This is a genomic window from Bacillus manliponensis, from assembly GCF_000712595.1.
GTDB lineage: Bacteria > Bacillota > Bacilli > Bacillales > Bacillaceae_G > Bacillus_A > Bacillus_A manliponensis.
This window is the reverse complement of record NZ_JOTN01000004.1, coordinates 253,720-273,463: the sequence shown is the minus strand read 5'-3', so window position 1 is coordinate 273,463 and position 19,744 is coordinate 253,720. Positions and strand designations below refer to the sequence as shown.

Sequence of the window (19,744 nt, the reverse complement as noted above, 5' to 3'; positions counted from 1 at the left end):
ATGAAAATTTGGCAATTAAAAAGTTCAACTGACGATTATCAAACCTTTCAATTATTAAACTATGAAGAAGACAAGGGATATTTTAAAAATACTTTTAATTCTACAGTGAGTTTATCAGGTTCATGGACACCTAAATTTATTGAGATAACAGATGAAGGATATCAAAGTGATTGTCCTATTTTTTGGGGGAAATCTGGTGTACAAATAATTAGTGAGAAAGCTAAGCAAGTATTAGAACCTTTAGTAGGTAACAATGTTGAATTTCTACCATTAATCCATAAAACAACAAACGAAAAATACTATGCTATTCACATTTTACATGTATTGGATGCACTTGATATTAATAATACAATATTCAAAAAGTTAAGTTCAGGTTTAATAATAGGCTGTGAAAAATTTGTATTTATTCCTAGTGTTGTTCAAAATGAAATGATTTTTAAAGTGTATATAAATAAAAGAGTTCACCCAAACTACTTTTTTGTATCAGATGAATTTAGAAATGCAGTTTTAGAAAGTGATTTAAAAGGTTTTGAATTTGTAGAAGTATGGGATTCAGAATCAGACATGTGAAACTAAAATATTTTACAAGTAGTGAAAAGGATATATTTAAGCATGTAAAGATGCTTTAGAATAAGCAAGAAACCCTTGTTAAAATGAATAGTAAAAAAGCGCTTCTATATTATGTGATTTATCCATAATATAAAATTCTCGAAAATAGTATAACAAACCACTTCACTACATTTTCCAATTACTATAAAAGTATTTTAATTAGAAGGGTGAAGAGGGCTAGTTCGAACCCAGTCGAGATCACATACACTTCACTTACACTACAATGAAAAAACATTCTATCACCGTATAGAATGTTTTTTATTCACTGATTCAAACAATACAAAAAGAGAGGGCACATAAGTATCCCTCTCTTTCAGATAACTGATATCAATCTTCTTCCTCATCCAAAATCTCTTCAAAAGCAGCAGATACTTTTTCAAAATCCTCGTCGTTCTCAATGTATGAAAACTCACCATCTTCTTCTACTCGTAAAAAGAAAATATCAATGTCTTCTTCTGTTTCTTGTTGAATGTCTTCTACGAAACCAACAGCGATGTATTCTGCTCCTTCAACGCTCATTACTCCAAGCACTTCAACCTCTTGCTCTTCGTTACTCTCATCGCTAAGAGTAAAAACTTCTCCTACTTCAATTTCTGCCATGTTCATGTGCCTCCTTTCATACTGTTACAAAAAAATTCAAGTCGCATACATACTAACATATTTTCCCACAAAAAACTAAATTCATGCGTAAAAAATATAATTTTTTCACTACCATTATGCATCCACCTTCAGATATTTTTGAAGAACGTTGCCATAATAAAAAACAACCTACAATTCAGTTTAGCTGAATTACAGGTTGTTTTTTCTAGATTGTTTGAATGAATCAACCGCCAGTATTTCCATCTGCCATTGTTTTCAGTGTACTAGCAACTTTGTTATTTTCTGTTGAACCATGTACACCAAATGTTAGTGTGAAAATTGTTGCAAGTCCCATTAAACTAAGTACTACCTTTTTCATTTTAATGCCCCCTTTTTATGCACTTCTTTTTTAGCTTCGTAGCTTAAATAAAAATATTTGCTCGCCTGTTCAAAACTCTTTTCATTATGATACTGCACAGCAACTACTTCAGTATGTTCTTGAACATACTCCCATAATTGTTCTCTTTTAAAGTACTCCATTCCTGCTAAAACTACTTTTTCCAGCTCACTTGCTGATTCTTTTTGCACTACTGATTTTAAAATTGCCAAACGATACTGATATTCAGCATTTTCTAATTCACCACATATTGTTAATCCTTTTTCAATCAATTCTAAAGAAATTTCTGTTTCGCCCATTTTAAATTGTTCTCTCGCTTCAACAAATAATGCTCTATAATTATTTGGCATTTTTTCATTAACTTCAGATAAATATCGAATTGCTAACGGCGAAAGGTCTTGATTGGCGTACATTAACCCTAAATTTTGACGGACCATAAGGATAAAATGCTCTTCCCCAACCTTCTGAAAAGCATCCATTGCAGCAGTCAAATACTCCTCAGCTAGTTCCCATTCTTTTAGATGGACACAAGCTAGCCCATACAGATTTTCACAAAATGCTAGGTTTAGCTCATTACCATCATGTTTAGAGAAAATCTCTTTCGCTTTTGTTACATGAGTAATCGCCAACAATGATTGATACACATGGTAGTGAGATGTCGCTAGTTTGTAGTAAAACTCCGCATGCTCCAGCTCATCCTCAACATAATGTAAAAACGATTCTGCTTTCTCGTATTGCTCTTTCGCTAGTGTGTATTCCCCAATTGCGTTAGCATGAATCGCTTTTAGAAAATGATAATAGTAAGCTAATGCGTTGTTTGTTGGTACACCAAAGGAGTCAATTTCTTTAAAACTATCTTTTGACACTCCTAAGTTATCAATTAAGTAGTTATAGCGGAATTTGAATAGTAAAAAGTTCTGTTGTAACTCTGGGTCTTCGTTAATCTCATTTATGTTTAATTCTACTTTTTCTTTTAAGTTGTTTGCTTTTTCTAAATGTCTGGAACGAATTGCTACGTACCATTCGTTCAACAATGTTGCAATTTGTTCATGCCCCTTTGTTTGAATGTCCATGAGTACCCCCCTCTGCTCTTTATATGTTTCTTTACTAAACAATAACAAAAACCAACATAGAAAAAATGTGACAATTTTATTTCTCAAGAATTTTCAGATAATTAATTAAGAAGTTGGTTTTTCTTTTCTAAAAGGTTTTCCCTCCTAAATACTACTTGTAGGTGAAATGAACATTATATCTTGACTATAAATATATCGGAATTCTTTCTCTTATTGAATTGAATTTTTTATTTTTCTCCTATGCAATCTATGTTAATCTATATTAAGTAATATTGAAAAATAAAGTGAAACTTCACTCAGTGGGGGCTTTACAGCCTGTTAATGCGGGATAAACTTGAAAGAAAGGTTTTTATATGTATTACAAACAGCCAAGTATACTTCATAAATTAATTGAACCTACTATTGTATTTTTAGCACTAGCAATGAGTTCTATTTCTTTTAACCTATTTACACCTATATATGAATATTTCATACTTTTATTCATTTTATTATTTTTTGCAAATCATTATGGCATAAAAATCTCTTTATTTGTATTTTTAGAAATAGTGATTTATGTATTACTCGTTGGTACATATAAAGGAGAAAATATTTTATTATACTTCTTTTCACTAGAGTATTGGCTAAGTGGATTATTTTTACTCATTATTTGTATATATGTTGGTAGTATGAGTACTTCTCATAAAGAAAAATACAGAAATATTTCTAAAAAAAATACTAAACTACAAGATGACAATAAGCATTTACAACAAACGGTAAAACAACTAAACGAAGTAAGAGTAGCATTGCGATCACGTGCAATCGAATCAGATAATCATCTATCAAAAATGTTTCATATGTTTAAATCACTCAATAATACACATCCTGAAATTGTGTTAGACGAAGGAATGAACATATTAAAAACTTACTTCGGAGCAAAGAAAATAGCTATTTATTACGTTGATGATAATAAACAATCACTTCGTATTAAGCTACGACTAGAAACAGGGGAGCAATCTTTTCCACAATCTATATTAGTTAATACAACTTCGCAAGTAATTAAAAACGCTTTAGCATACAACAAACCTTTTTTCCGAACAAATAATGATTTTGATTATGCACCTCTCTTAGTTGGACCTATTTCCGTCCAAAAGCAAATTCGTTATTTAGTCGTATTAGATGAAATTGAATTTTCTAAACTTACATCGGATCAGTTTGAGCTCTTTATTTGGTATTTACGTTGGATGGGAGATACATTGCAATATGCTTCAAATGCTTGGTTAGAGGAAAAACATACTCGAACATTTCCTAATACAAATCTTTATCGCGCAACAGAATTTAAGCATTTACTTCATATTGAACAAAAGCGCTTTAAAACATTAGCGCACCCTTATTCTTACTTTGAAATTCAGTTATGTAATCCACCTTTACTCAAATTAAATGCTATTTTAACAGCAAATTTACGTGAAATTGATATTTTCGGATACGATCTAGAAGAACAGAAATTAATGGTGTTACTACCAGGGACAGAAGAGCAATTTTTACCTCGAGTAAAAGAGCGTGTTATAAAAGCTGTTGCATCCGAAATGAAGGTACCAAAATAGATTTAATAAAGCATAGATTCACTTTATTAAATCTATTTCTAAATACTTTCCTACTACCTTATCAATTGCATATAAACCTAAAAGTATACCCCTGGCTATAAATAATAGACCGGGGGTATACTTTATCATAATTGTTTTAACAACAATCCCAGTTATATAAAACGTTAGAGAAGTTTAAATTTCGCAAGTCGTCTTCCTTAATGAAGAAATTTGCCACACCTGAATCTCCCCACATAATATCATTTTCCCCATCATCCGTATCTATTTGAAGAAGTAATATATTATGGCTAGAGTAGTTATTCTCCCTTTCTCTTGGATCAGTTTGTGTAAAGTACGGATAGCCTCCTATTTTATGTCCAGTGCTATGTAAATATTCTGCACACACTTCCCACATATCAATTGTTTCACCATCCACTTCAACCATTTCATCCAAATCTATAATTCCCTCAGTTAATTCTTCAAAGCGATAATCATACATACTCATTGCTTCATATTTTGATTGAAAGGATAGCCTGTATTCATCTGTAAACGGGAGCATATCTTTATCAATTTCATCCATATAATCAAAATCTGTTACGAGTAAAGACTCATCTGTTATAACATCTTCATAGTAAACAGTGCGAAAATTTTTCTGGCTTGTTTGTTCATCAAAATCCATACCGTACACATCATCTTCATATGAAATGAAAAACTGTAAAATCCCCTTTTCAGGCATATTTTCTAGTTTAGGCATCTCCGTAAAATTCAACTGTGCTAATAACATCATAGCTTTCCCATTCTCGTCTTTTGGATGTTCCACTGTTAAAGGAAGGTACGGATAACCACCAAATTTACTTTGAACCAAAGAAGTATTTCCTTTATGCGCCTTAATTTCTACATAAGGGCGTATTGTTGTTTCCAATATATCTTTATACGACTGTAAAACCAATGGCCATTCAACATGAGATTTCAAACGAACGCCTCCCCTTTTCATATACCTCTAAATAGAACATTTGTTCTCATCCTGATTGTACAACAACTCTAGAATAAGTTGCAAGAAAAAAACACACCTTCTAAAAAAGAAGCTGTGCCTTCTTCTTTATGACGTAATAAACTGCATAAGTTCCCAATTCATATTCACTCTTTCTTCTATAAATAAACCGTGGCCACTATTTTCAAACGGAACGAGTTTAGAGTTTTTAATTCCTTCATGCATCAACTTCGCAAAGTCGAACGGACAGATTTTATCATGCACGCCGTGAAAGATGGCAGTTGGTACTTTAATTTTTGCTAAGTCTTGCCGTAAGTCTTCGTCACGAAGTGCTTTGGCCGATTCAATTACGCCGTGGCTCGAAGATTCTAGCCCTAATCCATATGTCCATTGCTTCAAAAATTCATTAATTGGTCTTGAGAAAAATAGTTCACTAAAATCATGCAGTGCTTTCGGCCTATTTTCATATATCCCTTTAATTAATTCATTTACTGCTTCTTTCGTCATGCCGTATGGATAGTTTGGCCGCTGTACAAATGACGGCGCCGCAGCTCCCCAAAGGATAAACTTTTTAACATGATGTCCACTGTGACGGGCCATATAACGAATCGTTATTGCGCCACCCATCGAAAAGCCAATAAGTATAATGTTTTGTAATTGTAGTTTATCAATAACTACACGTATGTCATCTGCCATTCTATTATACTCATACCCCTTTAACGGATGATCTGATTTTCCAAAACCTCTTAAATCAATTCCTATAAAACGATATCCCTTTTTTAAGATAGTTTCCATTTGATATTCAAACATTTTTTGATTTAATGGCCATCCATGTATACAAACGACGGGTGTTCCCTCTCCTAAATCCTCGACATGCAGTGCAACTTCTTTTTCTACCTTTATATAATGACTCATTCCCTTCCCCCTGCTCCATCTCCAATTTTTTATTTCCATAATGATGTGTATGAAGAAGAAAGGAATTTAGAACTGCAGCTTACAGAAGCGGTAGTAGCATAAAGGTTATCCTATTATAATAAAAATATTTAATTATAAATTCTAAATATTTTATTTTTTGTGTTATATTTCGTTTTATTGTTGTATAATAATCTTGCAAGCGCTTATTATTTTAATATACATAATCCAAAAGGTTATTAATGGAAAATATTTTATACAATTTTCACTTATCAAGATGTGATGCAAGCATTAAATCCATTTTCTAGTAAGTTGTTTCATAACATAAACTGTTTACTTAGATGATAAGAAATTGTGAATGTTTTTTTACAAAGCACATAAGTAATAACGTTTGGTATTGTGTAAATTATTGTAATAACATATAGAGTAAAGAAAAGAATTTATGTAAATCCAAGAAAAAAGACAGAAACCCTTCTTTTTAGGTAGAATAGAGCATCCGGCCATGCATAGTAACGGTCAGTGCCTTTTCCTACCCCATGCCACGTGAAAACAAAAGTAGTAAGTGAGATCACTTCTCTTGCATTTTGACGTAGCAGTGGTTTACATGGCTAGAAATTAAATTGGATTTATATGTATGTTACTGAGCAAAGATTACGAAAATGAAAAAGAGCAAAAATGCATCATTCTTGTCCCAAGAAAGGAAAAAGAAAATGCATTGGGAGGTTTTGTCAAATGACGAGTAATAATACGAACCCTTGGATGAAATTCCACGGTCCGAACCTCGGTTACGTCATTGAGCAGTATGATCTTTACGTAGCTGGCGCAGAGTCTGTGGACCCTGAACTAAAAGAACTTTTTATAAATTGGGGAGCTCCTCCATTTTATAATGTTACAGCGGAGAACAATACGCATACAGCTGTTCCTTCTCAAAACGCTGCTGACATTCAAAAAGTGATTAAAGCAATGAAAACAATTGAAAGCATTCGTTCACACGGACATTTATCCGCACAAATTAACCCGCTAGCAGAGACAGCAGAAGGACAGTCTATCTTGCATGCGACAATGAACGGGCTTAGCGAAAACGATTTGAAAGCGATTCCAGCGAAGATGGTTTGGGAAGATGCACCAGCAGAAATCCAAACTGCTTTTGATGCGATTAATAGATTAAAAGATGTATATACAAAATCATTAGCTTACGAGTTCGCCCACGTACAAGACCATGAAGAGCGTGCATGGTTATATAACATGGTAGAGTCTAATAAGCTACGTCAACCATTACCAACGAAAAAACGAACTGCATTGTTAAAACGATTAACAGCAGTAGAAGGATTCGAACAGTTTTTACACAAAACATTTGTTGGTCAAAAGCGCTTCTCGATTGAAGGCGTTGATATGCTTGTACCTGTACTAGATGAAATTGTGGCTGAAGGTGCAAAGGGCGGCGTAAATGATGTCATGATTGGTATGGCTCACCGCGGACGTCTTAGCGTACTTGCACATGTATTAGAAAAACCATATAGCAATATGTTTGCAGAATTCAAACATGTAGACATTGAGTCTGATGAGAAAAACAGCAATGCTGGCTGGACTGGTGACGTAAAATATCACCTAGGCCGCAAGCAAGTTGTTGGCTCTGACACAGTTCAAACTCGCGTAACACTTGCAAACAACCCAAGTCACCTTGAATTTGTTGATCCAGTTGTTGAAGGTTATGCACGTGCTGCACAAGAAAGCCGTAGTAACTCTGGTCACCCTGAGCAAGATATTTCAAAAGCATTTGCAATTTTAGTACACGGTGACGCTGCATTTCCTGGTCAAGGTATCGTGTCAGAAACATTAAATTTAAGCCGATTAGATGGTTACCATACTGGCGGATCCATTCATATCATTGCAAATAACGCAATTGGCTTTACGACAGATAGCTCTGACTCTCGTTCGACAACATATTCAAGTGACCTTGCAAAAGGCTTTGAAGTACCGGTTGTGCACGTGAATGCTGATGACCCGGAAGCCTGCCTTGCAGCTGCTCAACTTGCTTATGAGTATCGCACTCGTTTTAACAAAGATTTCGTTATTGATTTAATTGGATACCGCCGCTATGGACATAACGAAATGGATGATCCAGCAGTGACGCAGCCACACGTTTACAAAAAAATTACGAAACACCCTACTGTTAGAGCATTATATGCAGAGCAATTACAAAACGAAGGTGTTTTAAATAAAGATGAAGTTGAAACAATTACACAGTTCATTCAAGAACAACTAAAATCTGACTATTTACAGCTTCCAGCTGCAAATACAGATGATGTCCCAGCTGAAGTAAACATTCCAGAAGTTATTGCAGCTGGTATTCCAAAAATGAACACAGGTGTTGCACTGAATACGTTAACGCAACTCAATGAAGATTTACTACAATGGCCAGAAGGCTTTAACGTATATCCAAAGCTGAAGAAAATTCTAGAACGCCGTAGAAATGCACTTCAAGACGGTGGAAAAATTGAATGGGCACTTGCTGAAGCGTTAGCATTCGGAACAATTTTGCAAGATGGCACACCAATTCGCCTAACAGGACAAGATTCACAGCGTGGTACGTTCGCGCAGCGCCACATTATGCTGCATGACGCAGATACAAATGAAACGTATTCACCATTGCACCGCTTACCAGAAGCGAAAGCATCTTTCGCTGTTCATAACAGCCCGCTTTCAGAAGCTGCTGTTGTAGGTTATGAATATGGTTATAACGTATTTTCACCAGAAACACTTGTTATGTGGGAAGCACAGTACGGTGATTTCGCAAATACAGCACAAGCATTATTCGATCAGTTCGTTTCAGCAGGAAGAGCGAAATGGGGTCAAAAATCAGGTCTTGTCCTTCTTCTACCACACGGCTATGAAGGTCAAGGTCCAGAACACTCTAGCGCTCGTCCAGAACGCTTCTTACAACTCGGCGCTGAAAACAACTGGACAGTCGCAAACTTAACAAGCGCAGCGCAGTACTTCCATATTTTACGTCGTCAAGCTGCGATTCTTGGTACAGAAGCTGTTCGTCCGTTAGTGATTATGACGCCAAAGAGTTTATTACGTCATCCATTAACAACTTCAGCTGCTGCTGACTTAAGCGAAGGAAGCTTCCAAACTGTACTTGAGCAACCAAACCTTGGCACAGATGTAAAGAAAGTAAAACGTCTTGTGTTAACAACTGGTAAGATGGCAATTGATTTAGCAGTAGAAATTGAATCTAATAAAGAAGCACATAATTTAGATGAAGTTCACATTGCACGTATCGAACAACTTTACCCATTCCCTCTTGAGAAGGTTCAAGAAATTGTGGATCGTTATCCAAACCTTGAGGAAATTGTATGGGTACAAGAAGAACCGAAAAATATGGGTGGTTGGCACTATATCGCACCAACGTTATACGAAATTGCTGCCAGCAAGTTAAAAGTTGGTTATATTGGACGCCCAGACCGTTCCAGCCCATCTGGTGGTGACTCTTACGTTCATAAAAAAGAACAAGAGCTTATTATAAATCAAACTTTAAATATGCATTACGCAAAAAAGCAAGATCCTATTCACAATAAATAAGGATAAGCGGGACTTCCCCGCTTACCTTTATGAAATACCAATGAAGATTACGAATATCAAACATAATGTTAGGCAAATAAGGGGAGGACATGAAAAATGATCGAAATTAAAGTACCTGAGCTTGCGGAATCTATTACAGAAGGAACAATTTCACAATGGCTTGTCAATGTTGGCGACAAAGTTGAGAAAGGCGAAAGCATTGTTGAGCTAGAAACAGATAAAGTTAACGTAGAAATCATTGCAGAAGACTCAGGTATTGTAACAGAGTTACGCGGAGAATCTGGTGATATCGTAGAAATTGGTCATGTTATCGCGGTATTAGATGCAAACGGTACGGCTGCAGCACCAGTTGCAGTTGGCGTAGGTAATGCAGAAGAAGCAGCTACAGTTGTAGAAGAGCCAAAACAAGAAGCAGCACCTGCTCCTACAACAGGCGCTCAACCAATGCAAGGACTTCCAAATACAAATCGTCCAATCGCATCACCAGCTGCTCGTAAAATGGCAAGAGAGCTTGGCATTGACTTAAATACAGTATCTAGCAGCGATCCATTAGGACGTGTACGACCACATGATGTAGCAGCACATTCAGCTAACGAAGCGAAAAAAGCTGAAAAACCAGCTCCAAAACCAGCTGCTCCAACTCAAGCGGCTACTGATTTTGAAAAGCCAGTTGAGCGCGTAAAAATGTCTCGTCGTCGTCAAACAATTGCAAACCGTCTTGTAGAAGTTCAGCAAACAGCTGCAATGTTAACGACATTTAACGAAGTTGATATGACAGAAGTTATGGCGCTTCGTAAAGACCGTAAAGATGCATTCGAAAAGAAACATGATGTACGTCTTGGTTTCATGTCCTTCTTCACAAAAGCAGTTGTTGCAGCGTTAAAACAATTCCCATTATTAAACGCTGAAATTCAAGGTGATGAACTTGTACTTAAGAAGTTCTATGATATCGGAATCGCTGTTTCAGCTCCAGAAGGTTTAGTTGTTCCTGTCGTTCGTGATGCAAACAAACTAAACTTCGCTGAAATCGAAAGAGAAATTAGCACACTTGGTAAAAAAGCTCGTGACAACAAATTAACATTAAAAGAACTACAAGGTGGTACATTCACAATTACAAACGGTGGCGTATTCGGTTCTCTTATGTCAACGCCAATCTTAAACGGACCACAAGTAGGTATTCTAGGTATGCATACAATTCAACTACGCCCAGTTGCAATTGATGCAGAGCGCATGGAAAACCGTCCAATGATGTACATCGCATTATCTTACGATCACCGCATCGTAGACGGTAAAGAAGCAGTTAGCTTCCTTGCAACAGTAAAAGCATTACTAGAAGATCCAAAATCTCTATTATTAGAAGGTTAATAATTAAAGCCCCGCCTGCATAAGCAGACGGGGCTTTTTTATTTAGCTTCCAACTCCAACTTGACTCTGTAACAAGTGCCGAAATACTCCCCTTCTCTCATTTGCTAATTGCTGAAATGATCCTGTTTGTACAATTTGTCCTTTATCTATCACAATGACTTGATCTGCATTTCGAATTGTCGACAATCGGTGCGCAATTACAATAATGGTAGTCTTCCCTTTTAATTGTTCTAACGCCACTTGGATTTTCTCTTCATTTTCTGTATCAAGTGCGCTCGTTGCTTCATCTAAAATAAGAATAGATGGCTTTCGTAAAATGGCACGTGCCAATACAAGCCGTTGCCTCTCTCCACCAGAAAGTCTCACTCCACGATCTCCAATCACTGTATTGATGCCACTTGACAGTCCCTTAACAAATTCAGAAGCTGCTGCAAACTGTAATGCTTCCCACATCTGCTCTTCCGTCGCATTCGGTTCAACCATAAGTAAGTTGTCTCGTATGCTTGCATTAAATAAAAATGGATCTTGTGAAACATAACTAAGAGTTCGCCTTAGTGACAACACATTCTCATTCGTAAGAGGTGTACCATCGATTAATACCTCTCCTGTTTCTGGCTGCAAAAGCCCCATTAAAAGATCAATTAACGTACTCTTCCCCGCACCTGATTTTCCAACAATAGCAGTCATACTATAAGCAGGAATATTTATATTAATATTTTTAAGTGCATAAGTATCACTCGCCAAGCTGTAACGAAATGAAACATCCCTACATTCTATTTCCTGTTCTAAAGACAGTCGTTCCACATGCTCATATTGCCTCACATGTTGTAATTCTGCTTCCTGCCCACACTCTTCCTGCAATTGAATTAAAGATTGAAAAGCTGGTATGCTTGCTGCTAATTGTTCAAGGTTTGATTGAATCGTTGTAAATTTTGGCCATAGTCTGGAGAAGATGAGGATAATTAGTAGTAGTTGTGTTGGTTGAGCGTGAAACATCTTTATAGATAAAAAAATAAAAAGTGCAATTAATAAAGCGGATGTAACTTGATAAACAAATTGAGACATCGTTTTTACATGTATATACTCATGTTGTTCTTGCTCCATTTTTGTTGTCAAATTACGAATCCAGTTCAAATGGGATACTTCTAAATAATTCGCTTTAATATCTTTTATGCCGTTCAATTGATCTGTTACCCCGGCTAAATACGCTTTGGATAACTCAGATGTTTTACTTCCTAGTGCTCTAGATCGCTTAATAAACTTCTGAGAAAAGAAGGCAAGAGCAAAACCAGAACAAAGTACAAAAAGTGTAATTGGTACAGATACAAGAAATGCTAGTCCTACTTGTACAATACTGAAAATGAAAGAGGTTAATAATTGCATAGCTAAACGAACGCCTCCACTAACACGTCCAATCTCTGTTGTTAGTATATTAATAAGATCCGTTTTTCTCTTTGTCACAAAAAAGCTCCAATTTGAACAGAGCATTTCCTCATACACCCTTAACCGTAAATACCGAATAAAGCCTTGATGAATCTTCATATTTCCAATTGTTATACTGCGTTGCATGAGGCTCTGACTAACAACTAATAAAACATATATACATAGAATAAGAGGTAAACTTACTGCTAGAGGAAGGTTTTGAAAGAATGCAAAAGCTTCAAAAACAGTACTATCCCCTGTATTTGTTATTCCGCCTATACTTAACATAGGAATTAACAAGAAAATACCCATTCCTTCAAGAAAACTAATAAAAATCATTCCTGAAAGATTAACATAAAGGCTCTTTCCTGCAAAAGAATGTAATTGCTTTACAAAATATAAAATATGATCCATTTTTACATCCTCCTACGATAAAACACGCTTCCTCGTTTTTCTCCAAGCCCATAACATAGGACGTAAAGGGAAATATAAAAAATGTAATATCTTTGGTAAAGGCAACGTTTTTGTGTCCTCTGCATATGGATATAAAAAACTAACGATAAAAATAAATTTTTGTACGTTTGTTTTTAAAGAGAACAAATAACGTTCATGATACTTACATACTTCTTCTGGAACAGGTTCTGTATGTAAATTTACCATCCTTTCCAAATAAAATATTGTACTTTGTGCCAATCTCCTAGGCTTCCTTTTTATTAAACAGGAAGATATGCTCTCTGGTATGACTGTATTAAATAATTGAGAAGATAAAATAAGTGCCTGACCAGCTATATGACGACAGTGATATTTTTTTAATAACTTATTAACTACGTCCCACTCAATGTCCTTTTTACATAACTGGTCGATATCAAGTAACCACCGCAACCTAGACCAACCGTGACGACTTCCATGGTTTAACAGGAAGATAAACAAATCTTCTTTTCCTAAACAATATATTGGATATGTTCCAATATAACTTATTCGCTTTCGTTCCCAAAGTTCATGAAATGTCGGTTCCTTACAAGGACCTGGATGCAATCTCCAATGAATCTCTAGTTTCATTTTTTTCTCTGGGTGGTAATATGTTACATGATGCCGCCGCCACTTCCATTCACTTAAAACTGTTTCAAAGTCAGCTTCTTTCACATACCCAAGAGGTAAAAGTAATTCATGCACCTTTTTTAAATCTTGTATAGGTACGATAACATCAATATCTCCCGAAGTTCTTAAAGAAATATTTTCATAGAAATCCGCAGCGATAACTGGCCCTTTTAAAAACAGGCTACGTATTTTCCTTTCTGAAAACAACCTACTGATTTCTCCCATTTCTCTACTTAAATACAACATTTTAAATGTATTATTTTTAAACTTCCTACACAACTCCTGTATAACGTACGCTGGAATTGTCCCCTCATCAACTTCTTTTATTTTTGGATATAAGAAGGGATAAATGCGATGATGTACAGAAAGTGCAAGAAATTGACTCCAGTCAATTTCCTCAAACCATTTTCTATTAATAGTTTCCATTTCTTTCGAATTGCTTTTTTTTATCATTTCCAATTGTAACTGCAGTTCTTTCGATACATGTAATAAATCTAAACTACAATCATTATTCATCAAAGTCTCGTTTACACTCTGTTTGGCGAACTTACCAACAACTGTGAACTTTTCCATGCCTTCTAATCCAGTTACATAAAAAGAACCACTGCGTAACCATGCATGGGCAATCATCCTACCATCTGTATCTTTTGCTGTCCCAAAATACAAGGTACTTTCTAATCTCCTTCTTTCTAGCATCTTCATAGCTGCAATTGCTTTAACAAGACAGTGACTTTCCCAAAAGGTATAAACACTCATTATATGTATTGCATCAGAAACCTTGCTTACTACAGATTGATTAATATGATCACGACTTACAGGTGTCTCGTCCATATAGACCCCTAGTTTTGGAGCGAGTTTATAAAATGGCATAGCCTTTAGAATTCGAGCCCATCCTAAATAGAAAAAAGCCTCTAAAAGTAAAAACTGTTTCGCTCGATCCATTGATAAAAAACGCTTTATCTTTCTGACAATGTCCATTCACTCTCTCCTCCCATTCATCAATCTTTATGTTTAATGCAAATCAAATCTTCCTCATATAATTGAATTAAAAAAGAACGTACTTGTTCCTCACAATCCTCTCTTTCTACATCATACTCTGACATAAGTATGGTAACGACCTGTTCGATAGAAACCGGTTCCTTCATTATATTCCAAATTGCGCCGCCTATTTTTCCTAAGTTGTAATACTTACCATTCTCCACACTCATCATCACAGTCTCTCCATCCATATCACTGACTATGTTTCCTTCACATTGAGCAACAATACTACTTAATGAAACTTCCCTTAAATTAATCATTCTTTCTCCCCCTTACGTATAGAATCTAATACTACATCCACTAATTCATTTGCCGTAAAACCATCGTTTGGCCTTTGCAATTGAAACATATCAATCTGATTTACGATATTAGCACACATTTTAAAATGCCACTCTAACAAACCTAACCGGCCAATTAAAAAATTACGATAAGTGTGAGAAAACATAGTACGAAATCGTTCTAATTTTTTAATACTATGAATTTGAATGTCATCTCTTTCTCCTTTTACTAGTTCAAACAAACCCGCTAATGGTAAAGTCTCATTTACAAAACGAGAAGAAACCGGTACAGCATATTTTGTTTCTCGTTCAAATAACGGACTATACTCTACCTTGTTCATACCAAAGGCGTAAATACTTTCTTCCCACAATTTTTGCTGCGGATAAGATGGTGTAACAAACGGAATGCCTTTTTCAGAAACCGATACAGGAATGACATCGTCACTTATCAGTTCATATCCCTTCTTTAAGAAAGCCGAAGCTAAGGTTGACTTTCCTACACCAGAATTTCCAATAAAGGCATACGCCTTTCCATTAATAGCTATTGCACTCCCATGTAAAGGAAGTATCTTTCGCTGCATTAATAAGGCACCCATACAAGTACCAAGAATATAAAGACGTAATTTTCCTTCATCATACTTTTCTATTGGTGAAACAATGATTTTTTTCCCTTCTAGTACAGAAAATATAGCAGTGTCCGTAATTCGAAACATCACCATACGGTCTGTCACAATAAATTTTCTTGTAGAATTGGCTAACTCGTTCCACACCTTTGTTAAATCCTTAACTTCAATTACAACATCTGCTCTACCTATATCGATCTCATACGTTGACAGTTCTGGCAGCAAAAATTCACTACATACAGTTAATCCAAACGCTTTATAAATCTGCCTTTTTATTGTTCTCATCTTATTCACTCCAACTAGTTAAAGCATACAGTTTAAAAATAAGCCCTCATACTTAATGTATAAGGGCTCTCTATACTCATTTTGTTAAAGATGATTACATTAACTATAGTGAACATCTTCGTCTGGATCAGTCTGTTCGGCATCAGCAATTCTCAATCCTGGTCCAGCCATTGTCATATGAATAGTAAGTATTTCTAATTCTGGTTTTTCCCATTGTTCTTTCATACTATCACCTCCTTTCAAACATAATTTTTTAGAAAGCGATATACAATTAAACTGCGCATCAACACTTTAAATTCTGCATCAAACGCGTACTCTGGACGAGGTCCATTTTGAAATTTTGCAATTGCCTCATGAATAACATTCATATTTATAAGTTCAATCATTTCTTTATCTTTAGTAAGCTGATGTACTTCCTCTAAAAAAGATGACCAATGAGGAAACATCCGCTGTATACCATCTGCACCTTGAACACCTCTTGTTCTTTGATTCAATCTGACTGTATCAGGAAGAAACGTTTTTGTAGCTCTACGGATGAGTGCTCGATCCATTCCATTTTGTACAAATTGTTCATTTGGAACAGATAAACAAAATCGTACAACTCTTAAGTCATTCGTCGGATCACGGTTCCACAAACCATAACGTAAAGATAGTTTTGCGTTATTTGTCCCACTTATTTGCCATGATACAACTTCATCAAATTGCTTCTTTCTTGCTTCGTAAAAATTAGGTAGAGCCGAATCCGTTATATCCATCCCATATTGCTCGAGCTGCTGAAAAACGTTAGTATCCTTTGCGAATTCAGGATTAATAAGCACTGGAAATTGATATAGATTACGAGGTTGGAATAACTTATTTACCCATGGACAAGCTCGCTTTCCTACTAATGACAAAATTCTTTTTCTCCCCACACCTTTTTTATCACTAAACTGCTGTAACTCATTATAAAAGCGAATCCATTTCAAACTTCTTAAAAGAATGGCGTAATAATCTAAAGCCGCTCCAAAAGAAACAGTATAGTTCCCTCTTCCACCATTTAAAAGTACTCCAATTCCTTTATTATTTGCTTGTTCATAAATACCCTTTAACCAAAATGAATTCTCAAAAAACTTATATGGCATCTCTAGCATCTCTAGGTAATCATCAACTTCAGAGAAAGGACTCATCTCTTTAAAATCCATATAGTAATCTTTAATATTCCCAACATATTGCACAGTTTTTTCAATAAAAGGCTTTTCATTTGCCACTCTACTTTTAGGTGTCCAATCTGTAAAATCTTCTACAGGAATATAACTAAACGTATGTAACGCTTTCTCTTCCTTTCTCAACTCTCTTGCTGCAAAACTAACGACAGATCCTGAATCCAAACCGCCACTTAAATGTGCACCTACATTACGATATGTCCGTACTCTTGCTTTTACAGCATTTTGAAACACTTCTCGAAACGCCTCTTCATATTCTTCATTCGACTTTAACCTTAATTTCTCCTCAATAGAAAATGTACAATATCTTGAAAATTTCATGCCATCTTTAGTAACGGAGATAGCGTGAGAAGGAGGAATTTGATCTATCGAATAAAAAACAGACGAAGCTGCCTCAACCGTATCAAGAGTCGTAGGAATCGCTAAAAACTGAGCTAGCCACTGTGTATTTAACTTTTTTTCAATATAGGGTAATGTAAATAGTGGCGTTATAGCTGTACAAAATACAAATCGCTGAAAATCATGATAATAATATAGCGTCCGATTCCCTGAAAAATCTCTTGCTCCAAAAAGCTTTTTCTCTTTCTCATCCCAAATCATAAACGCAAAATCACCAACTAAATACTTCGGGGCATCTTCTCCCCACTTTTCATAAGAAAGTAAAATTAATTCACTATCGGTCATCGTTTTTCTTTTGTCATGGTTCATTTGCAGTCTATTGAATAGTTCATCACGATTATCAATAATGGCATCAGCAGTAATCGCTAATTTACGAATCGAATCATAATAAGGTAATTGTTCATGAATGGATTCTGGGGTAATCCACTGTGCATGGCAACCAAAGAAGATTTCTTCCCTATGCCACATTTGTATATCATTAGCGGGAAATTTTTTTAATGCATCCATTAAACGATTTCCTTGTTCAACGGGTACAGGATTATTATGGAAATGTAAAATACCAGTTATAGCACTCATCTTTTTCCTCCTATTACGGTACAAATGCGAACATTCAATACAAACAGAAGTTGCCTTGCTATAACTACTATATGAAGAGAAGAAATCTAATTCATCAAAAATAGAAGAGAATATTTGTAGGTTTGTTCTATAACTTGTTATTGTGGACAAAATTCGTTCTATACAGAGAACTTATGTGAATGACCCCTCCTTAACACTCTTTCGAGTTGTTTGAAGAAGGGGCTTCCTGTTTCATTGACCGTCGCATAGCGGATCATCCGACTCTGTCTTACACAATCTCCACAGGCGTAGATTATACTGTTCGGACACAACCTTGCCCTACAGTTTATGTGATTTTGTTTGCCTCAAATAATTCTTCTAATGCTTTTTGTATGATGTTGAGACTTGCATTATGGTCTCTATCAAGAACTGTTCCACACTTCGTACAAATATGGGTACGAATAGAAAGAGATTTCTCTACTCGATTGCCACAAGAAGAGCAATCTTGAGAAGTGTATTTGGGTTCTACTTTGATAAGTAAGCCGCCATTTTTTTCACATTTATAAGCAAGCATATTTCGGAATATGCCCCAGCCCGCATCCGAAATAGACTTAGATATTTTTCTGTTTCTAACCATATTTCGGATATGTAGATGTTCTACAGCGATGATAGAGTAGGCTTTTGATAAGTTACGGCTTAGTTTGTGCAAGAAATCTCGGCGCTGGTTCGCTATTTTTTCGTGGAGTTGCCGGACACGTTGTACTTGTTTTCTATAATTAGCAGAACCCTGTTTCTTTTTAGAAAGCTTTCGTCCAGCTTTCTTTAATTGGTTTTCTTTCTTACGAAGAAACCTAGGATTTTCATATTCTAAACCATTAGATAGAACGGCATACTTATGAAGTCCAACATCAATGCCTATTGCGTTATTCGTATCAATAGTAGGTGGTGGTGCCTGTCTTTCGACACAGAAAATAGCGTACCACCTTTTGCCTTGACGCTTGATGATAAGCTGCTTAATTGTTCCTTCAATTGGTCTATGAATCAGAGCATGTATTTCACCTAGTTTTGTATGATATAATTTACCATTAGGAGAAAAAGACATCGCCATTCGATTCCCCTTTTTATTGAACCCAAATTGAGGGAATGTCATACTGGAATACTCGTTATACTTTTTCTGTTTTGGGTATTTTGCATCCTTACGAAAGAAGTTATCAAATGCTTTTTTCAAACGTACAAAAACTTCCTGTAACGGTTGTGAAGGCACTTCCTTTAGAAATGGATACTTCTTTTTATCAAGGGTAAGTTGTCTTTGCATATCATAACGATTGTAATTTTCCTTGTTTTGCTTATATTTACGTTCCTTATCTAAAAGAGCAGCATTGTAGGTTTGACGACAATATTGCAACCAGCGGTCTAACGTTTCTTTTTGTTCTTCTGTTGGAAACATTTCATACTTTTGATTCAACAACACTGTCATCCCTCCAGTTCAAGTCTACTTTGTAACAAGAACAGAATAATCCGCACTCCAAAAGGAAACGTTTGTTCTGTTTTTTATTATAGTACATAGCAAGAGAAACATGCAACAGATATCCTTTGGCTAACGCCAACGAAATTCATCCCCTCCCTACTCATTGGGCTTCACCCTTCTCACTCCTTGAGGAAGGGGACTTCTTTCGGAACGCGTTAAAATTAAATTATCACTTAGCTTGTATCCTGTCAATTAAAAAACGAAATTTTCTGTCTTTTAAAACTCATCTTTTATTTCACGTTATTA

Annotated in this window: 16 protein-coding genes and 1 pseudogene; 4 read left to right on the top strand and 13 right to left on the bottom strand. The window is 35.6% G+C overall.

Annotation, left to right across the window (positions count from 1 at the left end; genetic code table 11):
• Positions 1-570 carry an imm11 family protein gene (locus BAMA_RS07300; protein ID WP_034637750.1) on the top strand — a complete coding sequence of 190 codons (570 nt, stop codon included), beginning with the start codon at positions 1-3 and terminating at the stop codon, positions 568-570.
• A gap of 366 nt (positions 571-936) precedes the next feature.
• Here the strand turns inward: BAMA_RS07300 and BAMA_RS07295 are convergent, their stop codons facing one another.
• From BAMA_RS07295 to BAMA_RS07290, 3 genes are all read right to left on the bottom strand, one after another.
• Positions 937-1,215, bottom strand: a complete 279-nt coding sequence (locus tag BAMA_RS07295; RefSeq protein WP_200874665.1) for a DUF1292 domain-containing protein — start codon at positions 1,213-1,215, stop codon at positions 937-939.
• 217 nt (positions 1,216-1,432) lie between these two features.
• A complete protein-coding gene (locus BAMA_RS25375) occupies positions 1,433-1,567 on the bottom strand; it encodes a hypothetical protein (RefSeq protein ID WP_265182706.1) in 135 nt (44 codons plus the stop codon).
• Positions 1,564-2,658: a response regulator aspartate phosphatase gene (locus BAMA_RS07290; protein ID WP_034637747.1), complete on the bottom strand. Its 1,095-nt coding sequence runs from the start codon at positions 2,656-2,658 to the stop codon at positions 1,564-1,566. Before BAMA_RS07290 ends, BAMA_RS25375 begins: the two co-directional genes overlap by 4 nt.
• 353 nt (positions 2,659-3,011) lie before the next feature.
• Here BAMA_RS07290 and BAMA_RS07285 point away from each other — a divergent pair, with 353 nt between their 5' ends.
• On the top strand, positions 3,012-4,238 hold the full coding sequence (locus BAMA_RS07285) for a nucleoside-diphosphate sugar epimerase (RefSeq protein WP_034637744.1): 1,227 nt from the start codon (positions 3,012-3,014) through the stop codon (positions 4,236-4,238).
• 136 nt (positions 4,239-4,374) lie between these two features.
• On the opposite strand, the gene BAMA_RS07280 is transcribed toward BAMA_RS07285, so the two are convergent.
• Both BAMA_RS07280 and BAMA_RS07275 read right to left on the bottom strand, forming a co-directional pair.
• Positions 4,375-5,190 (bottom strand): YwqG family protein, encoded by an 816-nt coding sequence (locus BAMA_RS07280; RefSeq protein ID WP_415782866.1) that lies wholly within the window; start codon positions 5,188-5,190, stop codon positions 4,375-4,377.
• Between the two features lie 126 nt (positions 5,191-5,316).
• Positions 5,317-6,123 (bottom strand): alpha/beta fold hydrolase, encoded by an 807-nt coding sequence (locus tag BAMA_RS07275; RefSeq protein ID WP_034637738.1) that lies wholly within the window; start codon positions 6,121-6,123, stop codon positions 5,317-5,319.
• A gap of 729 nt (positions 6,124-6,852) precedes the next feature.
• Here BAMA_RS07275 and BAMA_RS07270 point away from each other — a divergent pair.
• Positions 6,853-9,705, top strand: coding sequence for a 2-oxoglutarate dehydrogenase E1 component (locus BAMA_RS07270; RefSeq protein ID WP_034637735.1), 2,853 nt, complete (start codon positions 6,853-6,855; stop codon positions 9,703-9,705).
• 96 nt (positions 9,706-9,801) lie between these two features.
• Positions 9,802-11,070, top strand: a complete 1,269-nt coding sequence (gene odhB, locus BAMA_RS07265) for a 2-oxoglutarate dehydrogenase complex dihydrolipoyllysine-residue succinyltransferase (protein WP_034637731.1) — start codon at positions 9,802-9,804, stop codon at positions 11,068-11,070.
• Between the two features lie 42 nt (positions 11,071-11,112).
• Here the strand turns inward: odhB and BAMA_RS07260 are convergent, their stop codons facing one another.
• From BAMA_RS07260 to BAMA_RS07230, 8 genes and pseudogenes are all read right to left on the bottom strand, one after another.
• The gene (locus BAMA_RS07260) at positions 11,113-12,906 is read right to left on the bottom strand and encodes an ABC transporter ATP-binding protein (RefSeq protein WP_034637729.1); all 1,794 of its coding nucleotides are present in this window, start codon (positions 12,904-12,906) and stop codon (positions 11,113-11,115) included.
• Between the two features lie 12 nt (positions 12,907-12,918).
• Complete coding sequence (locus tag BAMA_RS07255; RefSeq protein WP_034637866.1) at positions 12,919-14,106, bottom strand: nucleotidyltransferase domain-containing protein; 1,188 nt, start codon at positions 14,104-14,106, stop codon at positions 12,919-12,921.
• A pseudogene (locus BAMA_RS25135) lies at positions 14,107-14,568 on the bottom strand (lasso peptide biosynthesis B2 protein); the annotation flags it as partial.
• A 20-nt stretch (positions 14,569-14,588) separates the two neighbouring features.
• Positions 14,589-14,888, bottom strand: coding sequence for a lasso peptide biosynthesis PqqD family chaperone (locus BAMA_RS07250; RefSeq protein ID WP_034637727.1), 300 nt, complete (start codon positions 14,886-14,888; stop codon positions 14,589-14,591).
• On the bottom strand, positions 14,885-15,814 hold the full coding sequence (locus BAMA_RS07245; RefSeq protein WP_034637726.1) for a phosphoenolpyruvate carboxykinase (ATP): 930 nt from the start codon (positions 15,812-15,814) through the stop codon (positions 14,885-14,887). Before BAMA_RS07245 ends, BAMA_RS07250 begins: the two co-directional genes overlap by 4 nt.
• A 99-nt stretch (positions 15,815-15,913) precedes the next feature.
• Positions 15,914-16,039: a paeninodin family lasso peptide gene (locus tag BAMA_RS24445; protein WP_034637720.1), complete on the bottom strand. Its 126-nt coding sequence runs from the start codon at positions 16,037-16,039 to the stop codon at positions 15,914-15,916.
• A gap of 14 nt (positions 16,040-16,053) precedes the next feature.
• Complete coding sequence (locus tag BAMA_RS07235) at positions 16,054-17,991, bottom strand: asparagine synthase-related protein (protein WP_034637716.1); 1,938 nt, start codon at positions 17,989-17,991, stop codon at positions 16,054-16,056.
• 325 nt (positions 17,992-18,316) lie between these two features.
• The gene (locus tag BAMA_RS07230; protein ID WP_034637714.1) at positions 18,317-19,447 is read right to left on the bottom strand and encodes an RNA-guided endonuclease InsQ/TnpB family protein; all 1,131 of its coding nucleotides are present in this window, start codon (positions 19,445-19,447) and stop codon (positions 18,317-18,319) included.
• Positions 19,448-19,744 lie beyond the last annotated feature (297 nt).

Coding starts and splice junctions, on each gene's coding strand:
- BAMA_RS07300 (WP_034637750.1), top strand. CDS start 1: ATGAAAATTTGGCAATTAAAAAGTTCAACTGACGATTATCAAACCTTT.
- BAMA_RS07295 (WP_200874665.1), bottom strand. CDS start 1,215: ATGAACATGGCAGAAATTGAAGTAGGAGAAGTTTTTACTCTTAGCGAT.
- BAMA_RS25375 (WP_265182706.1), bottom strand. CDS start 1,567: ATGAAAAAGGTAGTACTTAGTTTAATGGGACTTGCAACAATTTTCACA.
- BAMA_RS07290 (WP_034637747.1), bottom strand. CDS start 2,658: ATGGACATTCAAACAAAGGGGCATGAACAAATTGCAACATTGTTGAAC.
- BAMA_RS07285 (WP_034637744.1), top strand. CDS start 3,012: ATGTATTACAAACAGCCAAGTATACTTCATAAATTAATTGAACCTACT.
- BAMA_RS07275 (WP_034637738.1), bottom strand. CDS start 6,123: ATGAGTCATTATATAAAGGTAGAAAAAGAAGTTGCACTGCATGTCGAG.
- BAMA_RS07270 (WP_034637735.1), top strand. CDS start 6,853: ATGACGAGTAATAATACGAACCCTTGGATGAAATTCCACGGTCCGAAC.
- odhB (WP_034637731.1), top strand. CDS start 9,802: ATGATCGAAATTAAAGTACCTGAGCTTGCGGAATCTATTACAGAAGGA.
- BAMA_RS07260 (WP_034637729.1), bottom strand. CDS start 12,906: ATGGATCATATTTTATATTTTGTAAAGCAATTACATTCTTTTGCAGGA.
- BAMA_RS07255 (WP_034637866.1), bottom strand. CDS start 14,106: ATGAATAATGATTGTAGTTTAGATTTATTACATGTATCGAAAGAACTG.
- BAMA_RS07250 (WP_034637727.1), bottom strand. CDS start 14,888: ATGATTAATTTAAGGGAAGTTTCATTAAGTAGTATTGTTGCTCAATGT.
- BAMA_RS07245 (WP_034637726.1), bottom strand. CDS start 15,814: ATGAGAACAATAAAAAGGCAGATTTATAAAGCGTTTGGATTAACTGTA.
- BAMA_RS24445 (WP_034637720.1), bottom strand. CDS start 16,039: ATGAAAGAACAATGGGAAAAACCAGAATTAGAAATACTTACTATTCAT.
- BAMA_RS07235 (WP_034637716.1), bottom strand. CDS start 17,991: ATGAGTGCTATAACTGGTATTTTACATTTCCATAATAATCCTGTACCC.
- BAMA_RS07230 (WP_034637714.1), bottom strand. CDS start 19,447: ATGACAGTGTTGTTGAATCAAAAGTATGAAATGTTTCCAACAGAAGAA.